Genomic DNA, 15,763 nt, shown 5'->3' with positions numbered 1-15,763 from the left:
ACGAAAACGTTTGCGTGAGCTGGGGATAAAATCCCCATCTTTAAGAATTTGATGGGGATAAGAAGATTAAAGGGTTATAAAACCGTCATATACATGGGTTGCTTCGCCTGTCATATAAAGTGGATGACCAACACCATCCCATTCAATGATTAATGAACCGCCGGGCAAATCGACTTGAACTCGCTTATTCAATAAACCTTGCATAATTCCAACTGCAACAGCTGCACAAGCTCCGCTGCCACAGGCTTGCGTTTCTCCAGCACCACGTTCATAAACTCTAAGTTTAATATGCTCTTTATTGATGATTTGCATAAAACCAGCATTGACACGCTCAGGAAAACGCTCGTGACTTTCTAGCAAAGGACCAAGTTGTTCAACATTTGCTGTTTGAATATCATCTACTTGTACAACGCAATGAGGGTTTCCCATTGAAACGGCACCACATAAGACGGTTTGAATGTCCGTCCGCAGAATGTAATTTTTCTCGAATTTATTTGCGGTAAATGGAATTTTTGCTGGCTCCCAAATCGGTTCACCCATATTCACACGAATTTGGTTATCGTCTTTTACCGTTAGAACCATATTGCCTTTTTGCGTGCTAACCGCGATGTCTTTTTTGTTAGTTAGCCCTTTTAATGTCACAAAACGAGCAAAACAGCGGGCACCATTTCCGCATTGCGAAACTTCGCTCCCATCTGCATTGAAAATGCGATAATGAAAGTCGAGTTCAGGATCATAAGGTGGTTCAACAAGCAAAAGCTGATCAAAACCAATTCCACGGTGGCGATCAGCTAAGCGTTGAATGGTTTCTGGCGTAAAAAAAACATTTTGAGTAACACCATCAACCACAACAAAATCGTTGCCTAATCCGTGCATTTTGGAAAACTGCATTTTTCCATCCTTTATTTAAATTCAAGATTGATTGCATTATAGAGAGCGGTAAAAAGAATGGCAAATTCAGAATTTTAGATTAAGAAAAGTGCAGTAAAACACAGGAAATTTTTACCGCACTTGATTCGCTAATTTACTTAGATTACATCCAAGCATTATTGCGAATGATCCCTACTGCAATGCCTTCAATCTCAAAGTTTTCTTGTTCTTCAAGATTTACCACGATTGGATCAAATTCTTCATTTTCTGCGTGTAGATAAATGATAGAACCTTTTTTCTCAAGGCGTTTTACCGTCACTTCATCTTCAATACGGGCAACGACAATTTGTCCATTACGTACATCCTTGGTGCTATGTACAGCTAATAAATCACCATCTAAGATACCAATGTCTTTCATGGATTGGCCATAAACTTTTAGTAAGAAATCGGCTTGTGGTTTAAACATATCGGCATCTACGCGATAAGTTGCTTCGATATGTTGTTCTGCAAGAATAGGCTCTCCAGCCGCTACGCGCCCTACGAGTGGTAAACCATCAAATTCTTCATTTGCGCTATTGTCTAAAATTCGGATACCGCGAGATGCGCCTGGAATAATTTCAATGGCACCTTTGCGTGAAAGTGCTTTTAAATGTTCTTCTGCAGCATTGGGGGATTTAAAGCCCAATTCTCGAGAGATTTCGGCTCGTGTTGGTGGCATGCCTGTTGTTTCTAAATGACGTTTTAATAAATCCAACACTTCTTGTTGGCGTGCTGTTAATGGTCTCATATACACTCCTGTTTTTAAATACAGATAACTGGTATTGTATACAGATTGAGTGAAGTTGCAATAGTTATTTTTTAAATCTGTGTATTAGGTCACATTCTGCTACTAAATTTTTTAAAGCGGTTGAGATCGGATGTGTTAAAATATTTCAAATTTACAACAAAGAGAAAATTTATCATGGCAAATTTTGTAAATATGTATCGTCAATTATTGAGCTTGCCTCTGTCAGTATTAGTGAAAAATAATCCAATTCCAGCCAATCCGATAGAAGAGCTTTCCCTCAATATTCACCAACCTGTTGTTTATGTTTTGCCTTATACCTCCCAAACCGATTTCGTTATTTTCCGTCGAAATTGTTTGGCGCTAGGTTTGCCTGATCCTGCTGAGAAAAATGAAATTGATGGAGTGAGGTTGCCTCGTTATGTGTATTTAGATGAGGGACGTCGTATTTTTAAATCGAAAGGTGCGAAAGATGAAACCACTACGATTTTCAATAAATACCTCGAATTACACCGCACTTCTGAGAGTTTAGATGTGCAACTTATTCCAGTTTCCGTTCTTTGGGGGCGTTCTCCTGGGCATGAGGATAAATCCGGCCTGCCTAACTTGCGTTTATTAAATGGCATGCAAAAAACTTTTGCTGCTATTTGGTTTGGACGTGATACTTTTGTGCGTTTTTCTCAAGCCGTTTCATTACGTTATATGGTGAATGAGCATGGCTCCGATGAAAAAATTGCGCAAAAGCTGGCTCGAGTTGCAAAAATGCATTTTGCCAAACAGCGTATTTCTGCTACGGGTCCACGTTTACCAAATCGCCAAGCTATGTTTAATAAATTATTGCAATCAGAAGCGATTCAACATGCGATTGAAGATGAAGCAAAATCGAAAAATATCAGTATTGAAAAAGCCCAAAAAGAAGCGCATAAGATTTTGGATGAAATCGCAGCAGATGTAAGTCATTCAAGTTTACGAGCAGTGGATCGTTTTTTACGTTGGCTTTGGAATAAACTTTATTCTGGTATTGATGTGCAAAATGCAGATCGCGTACGTAAATTAGCACTTGAAGGTCATGAGATTGTTTATGTGCCTTGCCACCGTAGCCACATCGACTATTTATTACTTTCTTATGTGCTTTATCATCAAGGGCTTGTTCCGCCGCATATCGCAGCAGGAATTAATTTAAATTTCTGGCCTGTGGGTAGAATGTTCCGCAGTTGGGGCGCATTCTTTATTCGCCGCACTTTTAAAGGAAATAGATTATATTCTGCAATCTTCCGCGAATATTTATCAGAGTTATTCCACCGTGGTTATTCGGTAGAATATTTTATTGAGGGTGGTCGTTCGCGCACTGGCCGTTTACTTGCGCCAAAAACAGGCATGATGTCGATGACACTTCAAGCCTTGCAACATAATCAAACTCGTCCAATTTCTGTTGTGCCAGTTTATGTGGGCTATGAGCATGTATTGGAAGTGGATACTTACGCAAAAGAATTGCGCGGTGCGGCGAAAGAAAAAGAAAATGCAGGTTTGGTTATTCGAGTAATAAAAAAATTACGCAATCTTGGTCAAGGTTTTGTGAATTTTGGTGAGCCAATTACGCTTTCAAACTACTTGAATCAACACTTTCCTGATTGGAAAGAGCAAAATCACGAAGAAAAACCACAATGGTTTGCTCCTGCAGTTGATTCTGTATCAAAACAAGTGATGGTGAACATTAATAAAGCTGCCGCTGTGAATGCAATGAATTTAGTTGGGACGGCATTACTATCTTCTCGTCAGCGTGCACTTTCTCGTGAGCAACTTTTAGAACAACTGGCGAGTTATCAACAATTATTACAAAATGTGCCTTATTCCGCAGATGTCGTATTGCCAACGGCTACGCCTGAAATGATGTTAAATCATGTATTAACGCTTGATCGTGTTGGCGTGTTAGTCGAAAAGGATAACTTCGGGGAAATTGTGCGTTTGGAACGTGCATCGGCCGTGTTGATGACTTACTATCGCAATAATATTCAACACTTATTTGTATTGCCATCTTTAGTTGCAAGCATCATTTTGCATTATGAGGCGATTCAAAAAGATTTATTAGTGGAAGCGGTTGGTAAGATTTATCCATTCTTAAAAGGCGAGCTATTCTTGCACTTTAGTGAAGAAGAGTTAAAAACTCAAATTCACCAAATTATTGATGAATTTGCGCGCCAACAGGTGATTAACTCTAATGATAATTTCTTATCTATCAATAAATCGAAAGTACGTATTTTACAACTTTGGTCCGCGGGAATGCGTGAAATCTTGCAACGTTATTACATCACAGTGACAATTTTGCAAAAACAACCAGATATTTCACGTGCAGAACTGGAAAAAGAAAGCCAACTCGTTGCACAACGTTTATCTGTATTGCATGGTATTAACGCGCCGGAGTTCTTTGATAAAGCCGTTTTCTCTATGTTCATTGCGAACTTAAAAGAGCAAGGTTATTTTGATGAATCAGGCAATGGCAATCTTGAGAAAATAGAATATTTAGCTTCAACGCTTTCTCATTTGATTTCAACCGAAATTTGCCTCACTGTAAAAGGCACGGTGGCTAAAGTTGAAGATAACTAAATATTACCATGTTACAAAGTGCGGTGAATATTCACCGCATTTTTTATTATCAACCTGATAAATGAAAATGTGATCTCCATCACATTTTTTATGTTTTTCGATTGTATTTTATTTTACGTGGGTGTATAACTTCTGCCGATGATGAGAGAGGGAACTCGTCGTATCTTTGATCTACTAAGATCTATCTTTACTTAGCCTTTCAAAAAATCTCCCCCTTTTTGCCGTTCTCAATGATAAAGCAGTATGTTTTGTTACATATTGTTTGTTGTCATTTCTACAAATCTATTCCAAATAATTTAATGAAAAAGGACTGTTTTTATGAAATATGAACTTTTAAAACGTACTGCAATTGCGTTATTTGTAGGTGGAGTTATCTCTTCTTATACCGTGGCAGCTGAACAACCTGCAACTTCAACAAATAGTAATCTCACTGTTTCATTCAATAACATTGAAAAAGCTATAAATAAAAATGATAAAAATATTAAAGAGATTTCAAAATTATTAGTTGGTGAAGAAAATAACGCAGATAATCCAGGTTTAATAAACACTATTGATACAATCAATAAACAAGCTACAGATAATGCCAATTTACTCATTACGATGGCAGGAAAAGTTGATCAAAATAAGAAAGATACTGATACAGAAATTGCTAAAAAAGCGGATAAAACCACTGTAGAGGCTATTGATGCAGAAGTTGAAGTAATAGGAAAAAACGTTAAAACAATAGATCAAGATTTAGATACCACTATTAAGGATGTGAAATCTTTACAAGGAGATATGGATAAAGCATCTAAAGCTGTTAATTCATTAAGTGATAATTTAAAAGAACTAAATGATACCCAAAATACCCTCAATGAAAGTTTTAAAAATCAGTTAAATGCTGCAAATGAAGCTCTTGACAAGAATGAATCGGATATTAAAGAAATAAAAAATCTAAAAGGCTATGATTCTTTAACTAAGGTGGAAGCTCTTGTGAGTGGAAAAGCAGATAATCAAGCATTAGAAGACCTTAAAAAAGATGTTAAAGATAACGAAGAAGGAATCAGTCAATTATCAGGGATCGTTGATGAACTTGGTAAGGATGTTGGGGATTTAACTGAAGAACACCGTGACTTAGAAGGTAAACATAATAAATTAGCTGAAGGTGTTAAAGAATTTACTGAAACTTATAATAAATTTACCGATGCTGTACATGCTGACCTAAACGAAAAAGCAGATGCTGAAGAGGTGGGTAAGGCTTTAGATACAAAAGCAAATGCGTCAGATGTATATACTAAGGCTGAAAGCAACAGCAAACTAGATGCTAAAGCAAATGTAGCTGACGTATATAGTAAAACTGAAACCGATAATAAATTTGCATTAAAAGCGGATAATTCAGTTGTTAGTGCTCAGGCAGCAGATATTAATAACTTACGTACCGATGTTAATACTCATAAAGTAGACATTAATAAGTTACGTACAGATGTTAATACTCATACAAAACGTCTTGATCATTTAGATAATAGAGTAAATAAACTTGATAAAGATCTTAAACGTGGTCTTGCGGCTCAAGCGGCTTTAACTGGTTTATTCCAACCATATACTGTGGGTAAGGCAAACTTTACAGCGGCTGTTGGGGGTTATAAATCTCAAACAGCAGTAGCTGTGGGTACGGGTTATCGTTATAACCAAAATATTGCAACCAAAGCTGGGGTTGCCTTTACTCAAGGTGGTGGTGTAACTTATAACGCCGGTGTAAACTTTGAGTGGTAAATAAATATTACCTATAAGGGCAGACATTGTGTCTGTCCTTTTTTCTTTATTAAATGTTAATAAACTGGTTAGAAATAAATTAAGACGGAATCTTATTATAAGTAAAAAAAACACTAAAGATTTTTACCGCACTTTTAAGTAAAATAGCGCAATTTTCTAAAGAGATAATAAATATGAAAGCCAAATTAGCTAGTTTACTTACGCAAGCAAATATAAAAATAAGCGATCAACAAATTCAGCAGCTTATTGAGCTGGTCAATTTACTCAATAAATGGAATAAAGCTTATAATTTGACGTCAGTTCGTGATCCACAAGAAATGTTAGTCAAACATATCTTAGATAGCCTTGTTGTAAGTCCTTATTTACAAGGTGATCGTTTTATTGATGTCGGTACTGGCCCTGGCTTGCCTGGTTTACCTTTAGCAATTATTAATCCTTCCAAACAATTTGTCCTCCTTGATAGTTTAGGCAAACGTATTAGTTTTATTCGAAATGCAGTACGTGAGCTTGGGCTCACTAATGTAACTCCTGTTTTAAGTCGAGTAGAAGAATATCAACCTGAAGATAAATTTGATGGCGTATTAAGTCGCGCTTTTGCTTCATTAAAAGATATGACTGATTGGTGCCATCATTTACCCAAAGAAAACGGTCATTTTTATGCATTAAAAGGTATTTATCAGGAAGATGAAATTAATGAATTGAATAAAAAATACACTATTCAAGAAGTGATTGAACTACATGTTCCCGAACTTATAGGTGAGCGACATTTAATCGTTTTGCGTTAAAAAGTAACAAATAGATAAATTATTTTCTAAAAGTGTGATTTATATAACACTTTTTATGTGTTTTTAAGTTGAATCTAAATCCAGCAAAGGTATAATCGGCGAGCTAAAATTATTTTGTAAAAGTGATGTCGCGCATTTTATCTCACGCTAAAAAAAACTACAGAAAAGCTATTGTTATTGAGAGTCTTTTGCTTGTAGTTTTTTATTTGCTTATTTATGGATGGCAACGCCAAAGTGCGGTAGATTTTGGCTACGGTTTTTTAAGTGCCTTTTTGCCTTTTTGTACATTCATATTTATCATTTTTTACAGAAAACAAAATTTTTCAACAAAACTGACCGCACTTTATCGTGCTGAAGCAATAAAGTTTATTTTAACGATGGTTTTTATCATTATTGCCATCAAATGGTTATTAGTTATCAATTTTATTGCGTTTTTTGTTGGTTTTTTATTGGCGTTAGTGCTGAATAATGTTATTCCACTTATTCTCAATAAAATTTAACTTTGGGTTATTCTTCTTCAGAACAAAGGATCGATTATGTCTGGACAAACTTCAATTGAATATATCCAACACCATTTAACTTATCTTACAACAGGTGAAGGTTTTTGGACGTTTAATCTTGATACGTTTTTCTTCTCTGTGTTGTGCGGTTTCCTTTTCTTAGCTATTTTTCGCAAGGTGGCTAAAAAAGCAACAACAGGTGTGCCGAGTAAACTACAATGTGCTGTTGAAATGGCTGTAGAATGGATTGATGGTGTGGTAAAAGAAAATTATCACGGTAAACGAGATGTGATAGCGCCGTTGGCTTTAACTATTTTCGTATGGGTGATGATTATGAATACTATTGATTTGGTACCTGTGGATTATATTCCCCAGTTGTTTGCTATTATTACAGGCGATCATCATATTCCTGTACGAGCCGTGCCGACTACGGATATGAATATGACATTTGCAATGTCGATTTCAGTATTTGTATTAATCCTTTTTTATACGATTAAATCTAAGGGTATTAAAGGTCTCGCAAAAGAATACACTTTACACCCTTTTAATCATTGGGCATTTATCCCTGTTAATCTTCTTCTTGAATCCGTGACGTTGATCTCAAAGCCTGTTTCATTAGCACTTCGTTTATTCGGAAATATGTATGCTGGTGAGCTGATCTTTATTTTGATTGCCGTGATGTATTCAGCCAATGCGTTTGTGGCTGCACTGGGTGTGCCATTGCAGTTGGTGTGGGCGATTTTCCATATTTTGGTTATCGCATTACAAGCCTTCGTCTTTATGATGCTTACTGTGGTTTACCTGAGTATTGCATATAATAAAGCGGAACATTAATTTTTATTTTTTATTTAACAACTCAACTCTCAACAACGGAGAAAATTTATGGAAACTGTAATTAGTGCAACAATCATTGCTTCTGCGATTATGCTTGCTTTTGCTGCGTTAGGTACTGCGATTGGCTTTGGTCTTCTTGGCGGTAAATACCTTGAGTCTGCCGCTCGTCAGCCTGAATTAGCTAATTCACTACTTACTAAGATGTTTATTGTTGCAGGTCTTCTTGATGCGATTGCGATGATCGCTGTAGGTATCGGTTTATATTTCGCATTCGCAAATCCATTTGCTGCATTATTAGGTTAATAAACAACAAATTTCCTAATTAACGAAGGAGGTATGTTGTGAATATTAATGCAACATTAATTGGTCAAACCATCGCCTTTATTATTTTTGTATGGTTCTGTGTGAAGTTTGTTTGGCCACCAATTATTAATGCGATTGAAACACGTCAAAGCCAAATTGCGAACGCTTTAGCTTCAGCTGAAGCAGCTAAAAAAGAGCAAGCAGATACGAAAAATCTTGTTGAACAAGAACTTTCAGCTGCAAAAGTACAAGCTCAAGAAATTTTAGATGCAGCGAATAAACGTCGCAATGAAGTATTAGACGAAGTGAAAGTAGAAGCCGAAGAACTAAAAGCAAAAATTATTGCTCAAGGTTATGCAGAAGTAGAAGCTGAACGTAAACGTGTTCAAGAAGAATTACGTCTTAAAGTGGCTTCATTGGCTGTGGCTGGTGCTGAGAAAATTGTGGGTCGTTCTATTGATGAAGCGGCAAACAATGACATTATTGATAAATTAGTTGCAGAGTTATAAGAGGCTTAGCTTATGTCAGAATTAACTACAATAGCTCGCCCTTATGCAAAAGCTGCATTCGACTTTGCCATTGAACAAAGTGCGGTCAAAAAATGGACTGAAATGTTAGGTTTTGCTGCAGCCGTAGCTGAAGATGAAACGGTAAAAGCTTACTTAAGTAGTTCTCTTTCTGCACAGAAATTAGCTGATACAGTAATTTCTATTTGTGGCGAACAATTGGATCAATATGGGCAAAATCTTATTCGGTTAATGGCTGAAAATAAGCGTTTGAGTGCTATTCCTGCGGTGTTTGAAGAATTTAAACATCACGTAGAGGAGCACCAAGCTATTGCAGAAGTTGAAGTAACGTCTGCGCAACCATTGAATGCAACACAAATCGAAAAAATTGCAGCTGCAATGGAAAAAAGATTAGCTCGCAAAGTGAAATTAAATTGCAACGTGGATAACGCACTTATTGCTGGTGTGATTATTCGTACTGAAGACTTTGTGATTGACGGAAGTAGCCGTGGGCAACTTACTCGTCTCGCAAACGAGTTGCAATTATAAGAGGAATACAAGATGCAACTAAATTCAACTGAAATTAGTGAATTGATTAAAAAACGCATCGCTCAATTCGACGTGGTCAGTGAAGCCCGTAATACAGGGACAATTGTTTCTGTAAGCGATGGCATTATTCGCATCCACGGTTTAAGCGATGTGATGCAAGGTGAAATGATCGCCTTACCAGGTAATCGTTATGCGATGGCACTTAACCTTGAACGCGATTCTGTTGGTGCTGTAGTTATGGGACCTTACGCAGATTTAGCGGAAGGTATGGAAGTTCAATGTACAGGTCGTATCCTTGAAGTACCAGTTGGTCGTGGTTTATTAGGTCGTGTAGTTAATACGCTTGGTCAACCAATTGATGGTAAAGGCGAAATTGAAAATGATGGTTTCTCACCAGTAGAAGTGATTGCGCCAGGCGTTATCGATCGTCGTTCTGTTGATCAACCTGTTCAAACTGGTTACAAAGCCGTTGACTCAATGGTGCCAATCGGTCGTGGTCAACGTGAATTAATCATCGGTGACCGTCAAACGGGTAAAACTGCGTTAGCAATTGACGCTATTATTAACCAACGTAATTCTGGTATTAAATGTATCTATGTTGCGATTGGTCAAAAAGCCTCTACTATTGCAAACGTTGTGCGTAAATTAGAAGAACATGGTGCACTTGCAAATACTATCGTGGTAGCCGCATCAGCATCTGAATCAGCAGCGTTACAATATTTAGCACCTTATGCTGGTTGTGCGATGGGTGAATATTTCCGTGATCGCGGCGAAGATGCATTAATTGTTTATGATGATTTATCAAAACAAGCCGTAGCTTATCGTCAAATTTCATTATTATTACGTCGTCCACCAGGTCGTGAAGCCTATCCAGGTGATGTGTTCTATTTACATTCTCGTTTACTAGAACGTGCTTCTCGTGTAAACGAAGATTACGTAGAAAAATTCACTAAAGGTGAAGTGAAAGGAAAAACAGGTTCTTTAACCGCACTTCCTATTATTGAAACCCAAGCTGGTGACGTATCTGCGTTTGTTCCAACCAACGTAATTTCTATTACCGATGGTCAGATCTTCTTAGAATCTAACTTGTTTAACTCAGGTATTCGTCCTGCGGTAAACCCAGGTATTTCGGTATCTCGTGTTGGTGGTTCAGCGCAAACTAAAGTTATTAAGAAATTAGCGGGTGGTATTCGTACCGCGCTAGCTCAATATCGTGAATTAGCAGCGTTTGCACAGTTTGCATCAGATCTTGATGATGCGACTCGTAAGCAACTTTCTCACGGTGAAAAAGTAACTGAATTATTAAAACAAAAACAATTTGCTCCATTATCTGTTGCAGAACAAGCGGTTGTATTGTTTGCTGTTGAATTTGGTTATTTGGATGACGTGGAATTATCAAAAATTGCAAGTTTTGAGACCGCACTTTTAGATTATTCTAACCGTAATCACGCTGAGTTTATGCAAGAGCTTACTAAAACCGGTAACTATAATGACGAAATCAAAGATACATTAAAAGGTATTTTAGATAGTTTTAAAGCGAATAGTGCTTGGTAGTAACGGAGAGATAAGATGGCAGGTGCAAAAGAGATAAAAACCAAAATTGCCAGTGTACAAAGTACACAAAAAATTACTAAGGCAATGGAAATGGTGGCGACCTCGAAAATGCGTAAAACGCAGGATCGTATGGCTGCATCTCGTCCGTATTCTGAAACTATCCGTAGCGTTATTAGTCATGTGTCTAAAGCAAGTATCGGTTATAAACATCCGTTCTTAGTTGAGCGTGAAGTGAAGAAAATCGGTATCTTGGTTATTTCAACAGATCGTGGTATGTGTGGTGGTTTAAATGTTAATTTATTCAAAACCACACTTAACCAAATCAAAAATTGGAAAGAACAAAATATCTCTACAAATTTGGGCTTAATAGGTTCAAAAGGGATTAGTTTTTTCCGTTCCTTTGGATTTAATATCAAAGGTCAACTTTCTGGTTTGGGTGATACGCCCGCTCTAGAAGAATTAATTGGTGTCGCAAATACAATGTTTGATGCTTATCGTAATGGTGAAATTGATGCAGTTTATATTGCATACAATAAATTTGTTAATACGATGTCGCAAAAACCTGTTGTACAACAATTAGTTCCTTTACCAGAATCTAAAGACGATCATTTAAATGAAAGACAACAGACTTGGGATTATCTTTATGAGCCAGAACCAAAAGTACTATTAGATAGTCTTTTAGTTCGTTATTTAGAATCCCAAATTTATCAAGCGGTTGTAGATAATTTAGCTTCAGAACAAGCGGCTCGAATGGTAGCAATGAAAGCAGCAACTGATAATGCAGGTAATTTAATTAATGATCTGCGGTTGGTGTATAACAAAGCTCGTCAAGCAAGTATCACAAATGAATTGAATGAAATCGTAGCCGGTGCGGCAGCGATTTAAGAAAAGAGGAACGGTAATGTCAGCAGGAAAAATTGTACAAATCATCGGTGCGGTGATTGACGTTGAATTTCCACAAGATGCAGTGCCAAAAGTTTACGATGCATTAAAAGTTGAATCAGGTTTAACACTTGAGGTGCAACAACAATTAGGTGGCGGTGTGGTACGTTGTATCGCATTAGGTGCTTCTGACGGTTTAAAACGTGGTTTAAAAGTAGAAAACACGAATGATCCGATTCAAGTGCCGGTAGGCACAAAAACACTTGGTCGTATTATGAATGTATTGGGTGAACCAATTGACGAACAAGGTCCAATCGGTGAAGAAGAGCGTTGGGCTATCCACCGTTCTGCGCCAAGCTATGAAGAACAATCAAACAGTACGGAATTATTAGAAACTGGTATCAAAGTTATCGACTTAATTTGTCCATTCGCAAAAGGTGGTAAAGTTGGTCTATTCGGTGGTGCGGGTGTAGGTAAAACCGTTAACATGATGGAATTAATCCGTAATATCGCGATCGAGCACTCAGGTTACTCTGTATTTGCGGGTGTAGGTGAACGTACTCGTGAAGGTAACGACTTCTATCATGAAATGAAAGATTCTAACGTATTAGATAAAGTATCTTTGGTTTATGGTCAGATGAATGAGCCACCAGGTAACCGTTTACGTGTTGCGTTAACTGGTTTAACTATGGCAGAAAAATTCCGTGATGAAGGTCGTGATGTATTATTCTTCGTGGATAATATCTATCGTTATACCCTTGCTGGTACTGAAGTATCTGCGTTATTAGGTCGTATGCCATCAGCAGTAGGTTACCAACCAACCTTAGCGGAAGAAATGGGTGTACTACAAGAACGTATTACTTCAACCAAAACAGGTTCTATTACCTCTGTACAAGCGGTATATGTACCTGCGGATGACTTAACTGACCCATCTCCGGCAACAACCTTTGCGCACTTAGACTCAACTGTTGTATTAAGTCGTCAAATTGCATCTTTAGGTATCTACCCTGCGGTTGACCCATTAGATTCAACTTCACGTCAGTTAGACCCTCTTGTTGTTGGCCAAGAACATTATGATATTGCTCGTGGTGTACAAGGTATTTTACAACGTTATAAAGAATTGAAAGATATTATCGCAATTCTTGGTATGGACGAATTATCTGAAGAAGATAAATTAGTGGTGGCACGTGCACGTAAAATTGAACGTTTCTTATCACAACCGTTCTTCGTTGCTGAAGTATTTAACGGTACTCCGGGTAAATATGTTCCATTAAAAGAAACTATTCGCGGCTTTAAAGGTATTTTAAGCGGTGATTACGACCATATCCCAGAACAAGCGTTCTATATGGTAGGTTCAATCGACGAAGCGCTAGAAAAAGCCAAAAATATGTAATCACTTCAAGTCATTTGAAGGAGAACAAAAATGGCGACATTTAATTTAACAATAGTAAGCGCAGAGCGAAAAATCTTTGAAGGTGAAGTGAAACAGATCCAAGCAACAGGTGTTGAGGGGGAATTAGGAATTCTCCCTGGACACACACCATTGCTAACGGCAATTAAACCAGGGATTGTTAAATTTACCCTTCAAGATGGAAATGAAGAAGTTATCTATGTTTCCGGTGGTTTTTTAGAGGTTCAACCAAATATTGTTACGGTACTAGCAGATGTTGCTATCCGTGGTAGTGAATTAGATGCTGAGCGTATTCGCGAAGCAAAACGTAAAGCTGAAGAGAACATTGTATCTCATGCATCAGATGTAGATCATGATTTACTGGTTGCGAAACTTTCTAAAGAGTTAGCAAAACTTCGAGCTTATGAATTGACTGAAAAACTCTTGAAAACAAGACGGTAATAAAAAAGTGCGGTGAATTTTCACCGCACTTTTTATATCTAATAATATATCCTTTAAACATACCTTTCTATATCAACTGTTGACTACTCTATTCACTTATTATAGCCACTCTATACTATATTATTTTCCCAAATAGCTTTGACCAACTTTTCTATATTAGATTAAAATATACGCCTTTTTAAATTTTATCCTTAAGGAAGAAAAATGGAAGAATCTTCGGAATTAGAAAAGCTCCCGAAAATGATAACTGGAGTCCTAAAAATAGTGTTAAGTTCTGCATTAATTGCATTAGCAATTGTACTAATTATTGCTTTGGGTAAAATAACTTATACCTTAGCAATGATGGTTTTAAATACATCAAGCTTTGTACCCTATGATGTTGCTGAACAAGCTGTAATGTTTTTCTTATATTTCGGGTTTATAGGATTAATAGTTCAATATTTTAAAAGTGGCTATCATTTTCCATTGCGCTATTTTATATACGCAGGGATTACAGCAATGTTAAGACTCATTATTGTAAATCATGAAAGCTCAGTTGATACCTTATTATTTGCTGGTTCAATTCTTGTTATGGTTATTGCACTTTGCCTTGTTTTATATTCTAACAGACTTAAAAATTTATAAGGATATAAAAACCCAAAGCATAATAAAACGCACTTCATTGAAGTGCGTTTTATCTATTATAATTAGCATTTATTCTAATTTGCTTTTGAAAACTAATCTCCATCTTTTAGCATATTTTCCTCATTTTTTTCAAGAGGAATATTGTCTATAGCCATTACGGATTTTAAACTATCTTGTCGTACTTGTTCTGCTAGGACTTTATCACCAGACTGTTCAAAAACGTAAGAAGCCATCATCAAATCATTTGATTCTAATTGATTAGGACAAGCAATCACCTTTTTAAAAACTTCAGCAGCTTGGGAAAATTCGTTATTACGAACATATAAATAGCCCAACGCTCGATTAATACAACATTTTTCTACATCACCAGCACGCTTAGCTCGTTTTGCTACAAGTTTAATTAACTTGCTGTTATCTTCCGGCTGTAAACGTGTAATTTGAGTGCAAAGTGCTTTACTAATTGGTGTGTTGTCACCAATTTTTTTCAAGATTTCAAGAGTAAATTCTGCTGCAGACTCATGATCATTACAATCAATTAAACGTTGAATTAACCCTACTTTTAAATCAATATTATTACGGCGACGACGAGGCAGATCATCCCACCATGCAAGTAATCCATCAACGCCTTCCTCATTCATCTTTTCATCAAGTAGGCCATTTTCTGTTTGCGTACGAAGTTCTTGAAACTCTTCTGTGCTAAATAAACCACTATTTTCTACACTGTCTAAAATCTCATCAAGCGCTTGATAAGCTTTAGAGCGCAAATAAATATCCACAGCAAGTTTTAATACTTCTTTATTACGGTTAGACATTTCAAGCAGGCTATCTACTGAACTACGCGCTGCTGGTAATTTATTTTGTTGTAATAAAATCCGTGTCCGAGCGATTTCAACCAATAAATTATCAGAACCCGCTAACTCTGTTGCCTCAATTAAATAACGATTTGCACTAAATTCATCACCACGTTGTTGTGCAGCTTCAGCTGCTTTGATTAGATTTAATACTGGCTCAGCAGAGTGTTTGGCATTTTTACCAATCAATTTTTCTGCTTTTGCATAATCTCCCTCATTCATTTTAACCAAACCTTCAAGGGTTTGTTTTTGTGCTCTAACACGTTTACGGCGTGAAAACCAGTTGTAAGATCCTCTACTTAAACGTAAAAATCGGGTAATAATCCACTCCAATCCATAAATGATTGCTAACGCGATAACAAAAAAGATGACTAGCGTTGTAATAGACATTTCAATAATATTGTTAGCCGTTTCAATACGGACATAGCCTTGCTGACCAGAAAGATAAGGTCCACCCACAAGTCCTGCAAGCAGCGCTATCATTAGAAAAAGCACTCTAAACATAGGATCTCC

At 36.9% G+C, this 15,763-nt stretch carries 16 protein-coding genes; 13 read left to right on the top strand and 3 right to left on the bottom strand.

Features of this window, described 5'->3' with window-relative positions:
* Window positions 1–66 precede the first annotated feature (66 nt).
* Both dapF and lexA read right to left on the bottom strand, forming a co-directional pair.
* Window positions 67–891 carry a diaminopimelate epimerase gene (gene dapF, locus A9501_RS09250; RefSeq protein ID WP_065265667.1) on the bottom strand — a complete coding sequence of 275 codons (825 nt, stop codon included), beginning with the start codon at window positions 889–891 and terminating at the stop codon, window positions 67–69.
* A 142-nt stretch (window positions 892–1,033) separates the two neighbouring features.
* Window positions 1,034–1,657: a transcriptional repressor LexA gene (lexA, locus tag A9501_RS09245; RefSeq protein ID WP_005632942.1), complete on the bottom strand. Its 624-nt coding sequence runs from the start codon at window positions 1,655–1,657 to the stop codon at window positions 1,034–1,036.
* A gap of 174 nt (window positions 1,658–1,831) precedes the next feature.
* Here lexA and plsB point away from each other — a divergent pair, with 174 nt between their 5' ends.
* From plsB to psiE, 13 genes are all read left to right on the top strand, one after another.
* Window positions 1,832–4,258 (top strand): glycerol-3-phosphate 1-O-acyltransferase PlsB, encoded by a 2,427-nt coding sequence (gene plsB, locus A9501_RS09240; RefSeq protein WP_065265666.1) that lies wholly within the window; start codon window positions 1,832–1,834, stop codon window positions 4,256–4,258.
* 318 nt (window positions 4,259–4,576) lie between these two features.
* Window positions 4,577–6,010 carry a YadA C-terminal domain-containing protein gene (locus tag A9501_RS09855; protein WP_065265665.1) on the top strand — a complete coding sequence of 478 codons (1,434 nt, stop codon included), beginning with the start codon at window positions 4,577–4,579 and terminating at the stop codon, window positions 6,008–6,010.
* Between the two features lie 173 nt (window positions 6,011–6,183).
* Entirely contained in the window at window positions 6,184–6,795 is a 612-nt protein-coding gene (rsmG, locus tag A9501_RS09230) for a 16S rRNA (guanine(527)-N(7))-methyltransferase RsmG (RefSeq protein WP_065265664.1), read from the top strand.
* Window positions 6,796–6,920: 125 nt separating this feature from the next.
* Entirely contained in the window at window positions 6,921–7,295 is a 375-nt protein-coding gene (locus A9501_RS09225; RefSeq protein ID WP_048953129.1) for an ATP synthase subunit I, read from the top strand.
* A 36-nt stretch (window positions 7,296–7,331) separates the two neighbouring features.
* On the top strand, window positions 7,332–8,129 hold the full coding sequence (atpB, locus tag A9501_RS09220) for a F0F1 ATP synthase subunit A (protein WP_046943039.1): 798 nt from the start codon (window positions 7,332–7,334) through the stop codon (window positions 8,127–8,129).
* 48 nt (window positions 8,130–8,177) lie between these two features.
* Window positions 8,178–8,432: a F0F1 ATP synthase subunit C gene (gene atpE / locus A9501_RS09215; RefSeq protein ID WP_005632219.1), complete on the top strand. Its 255-nt coding sequence runs from the start codon at window positions 8,178–8,180 to the stop codon at window positions 8,430–8,432.
* 38 nt (window positions 8,433–8,470) lie between these two features.
* Window positions 8,471–8,941, top strand: a complete 471-nt coding sequence (gene atpF / locus A9501_RS09210) for a F0F1 ATP synthase subunit B (RefSeq protein WP_046943038.1) — start codon at window positions 8,471–8,473, stop codon at window positions 8,939–8,941.
* Between the two features lie 12 nt (window positions 8,942–8,953).
* The gene (gene atpH / locus A9501_RS09205; RefSeq protein ID WP_065265663.1) at window positions 8,954–9,487 is read left to right on the top strand and encodes a F0F1 ATP synthase subunit delta; all 534 of its coding nucleotides are present in this window, start codon (window positions 8,954–8,956) and stop codon (window positions 9,485–9,487) included.
* Window positions 9,488–9,499: 12 nt separating this feature from the next.
* Window positions 9,500–11,041, top strand: coding sequence for a F0F1 ATP synthase subunit alpha (gene atpA, locus A9501_RS09200; protein WP_005629241.1), 1,542 nt, complete (start codon window positions 9,500–9,502; stop codon window positions 11,039–11,041).
* A gap of 15 nt (window positions 11,042–11,056) precedes the next feature.
* A complete protein-coding gene (gene atpG / locus A9501_RS09195; RefSeq protein WP_065265662.1) occupies window positions 11,057–11,926 on the top strand; it encodes a F0F1 ATP synthase subunit gamma in 870 nt (289 codons plus the stop codon).
* Between the two features lie 16 nt (window positions 11,927–11,942).
* Complete coding sequence (gene atpD, locus A9501_RS09190; RefSeq protein WP_005629235.1) at window positions 11,943–13,316, top strand: F0F1 ATP synthase subunit beta; 1,374 nt, start codon at window positions 11,943–11,945, stop codon at window positions 13,314–13,316.
* 30 nt (window positions 13,317–13,346) lie between these two features.
* The gene (locus tag A9501_RS09185; protein ID WP_048953133.1) at window positions 13,347–13,775 is read left to right on the top strand and encodes a F0F1 ATP synthase subunit epsilon; all 429 of its coding nucleotides are present in this window, start codon (window positions 13,347–13,349) and stop codon (window positions 13,773–13,775) included.
* 204 nt (window positions 13,776–13,979) lie between these two features.
* The gene (gene psiE, locus A9501_RS09180) at window positions 13,980–14,399 is read left to right on the top strand and encodes a phosphate-starvation-inducible protein PsiE (protein ID WP_065265661.1); all 420 of its coding nucleotides are present in this window, start codon (window positions 13,980–13,982) and stop codon (window positions 14,397–14,399) included.
* Window positions 14,400–14,491: 92 nt separating this feature from the next.
* Here psiE and A9501_RS09175 read toward each other — a convergent pair whose 3' ends face one another.
* The gene (locus A9501_RS09175) at window positions 14,492–15,754 is read right to left on the bottom strand and encodes a heme biosynthesis protein HemY (protein WP_065265660.1); all 1,263 of its coding nucleotides are present in this window, start codon (window positions 15,752–15,754) and stop codon (window positions 14,492–14,494) included.
* Window positions 15,755–15,763: the final 9 nt, after the last annotated feature.

It is taken from the genome of Haemophilus sp. CCUG 66565, from assembly GCF_001679495.1.
GTDB lineage: Bacteria > Pseudomonadota > Gammaproteobacteria > Enterobacterales > Pasteurellaceae > Haemophilus > Haemophilus haemolyticus_K.
The sequence above is the reverse complement of the archived record's forward strand: the minus strand, read 5'-3'. Positions and strand labels throughout refer to the sequence as shown.

Bases quoted from the DNA above. Each gene is read 5' to 3' on its own strand.
- atpG (WP_065265662.1), top strand. From the start codon at position 11,057: ATGGCAGGTGCAAAAGAGATAAAAACCAAAATTGCCAGTGTACAAAGT.
- A9501_RS09855 (WP_065265665.1), top strand. From the start codon at position 4,577: ATGAAATATGAACTTTTAAAACGTACTGCAATTGCGTTATTTGTAGGT.
- plsB (WP_065265666.1), top strand. From the start codon at position 1,832: ATGGCAAATTTTGTAAATATGTATCGTCAATTATTGAGCTTGCCTCTG.
- A9501_RS09225 (WP_048953129.1), top strand. From the start codon at position 6,921: ATGTCGCGCATTTTATCTCACGCTAAAAAAAACTACAGAAAAGCTATT.
- psiE (WP_065265661.1), top strand. From the start codon at position 13,980: ATGGAAGAATCTTCGGAATTAGAAAAGCTCCCGAAAATGATAACTGGA.
- rsmG (WP_065265664.1), top strand. From the start codon at position 6,184: ATGAAAGCCAAATTAGCTAGTTTACTTACGCAAGCAAATATAAAAATA.
- atpB (WP_046943039.1), top strand. From the start codon at position 7,332: ATGTCTGGACAAACTTCAATTGAATATATCCAACACCATTTAACTTAT.
- atpD (WP_005629235.1), top strand. From the start codon at position 11,943: ATGTCAGCAGGAAAAATTGTACAAATCATCGGTGCGGTGATTGACGTT.
- atpE (WP_005632219.1), top strand. From the start codon at position 8,178: ATGGAAACTGTAATTAGTGCAACAATCATTGCTTCTGCGATTATGCTT.
- atpH (WP_065265663.1), top strand. From the start codon at position 8,954: ATGTCAGAATTAACTACAATAGCTCGCCCTTATGCAAAAGCTGCATTC.
- lexA (WP_005632942.1), bottom strand. From the start codon at position 1,657: ATGAGACCATTAACAGCACGCCAACAAGAAGTGTTGGATTTATTAAAA.
- A9501_RS09175 (WP_065265660.1), bottom strand. From the start codon at position 15,754: ATGTTTAGAGTGCTTTTTCTAATGATAGCGCTGCTTGCAGGACTTGTG.
- dapF (WP_065265667.1), bottom strand. From the start codon at position 891: ATGCAGTTTTCCAAAATGCACGGATTAGGCAACGATTTTGTTGTGGTT.
- A9501_RS09185 (WP_048953133.1), top strand. From the start codon at position 13,347: ATGGCGACATTTAATTTAACAATAGTAAGCGCAGAGCGAAAAATCTTT.
- atpA (WP_005629241.1), top strand. From the start codon at position 9,500: ATGCAACTAAATTCAACTGAAATTAGTGAATTGATTAAAAAACGCATC.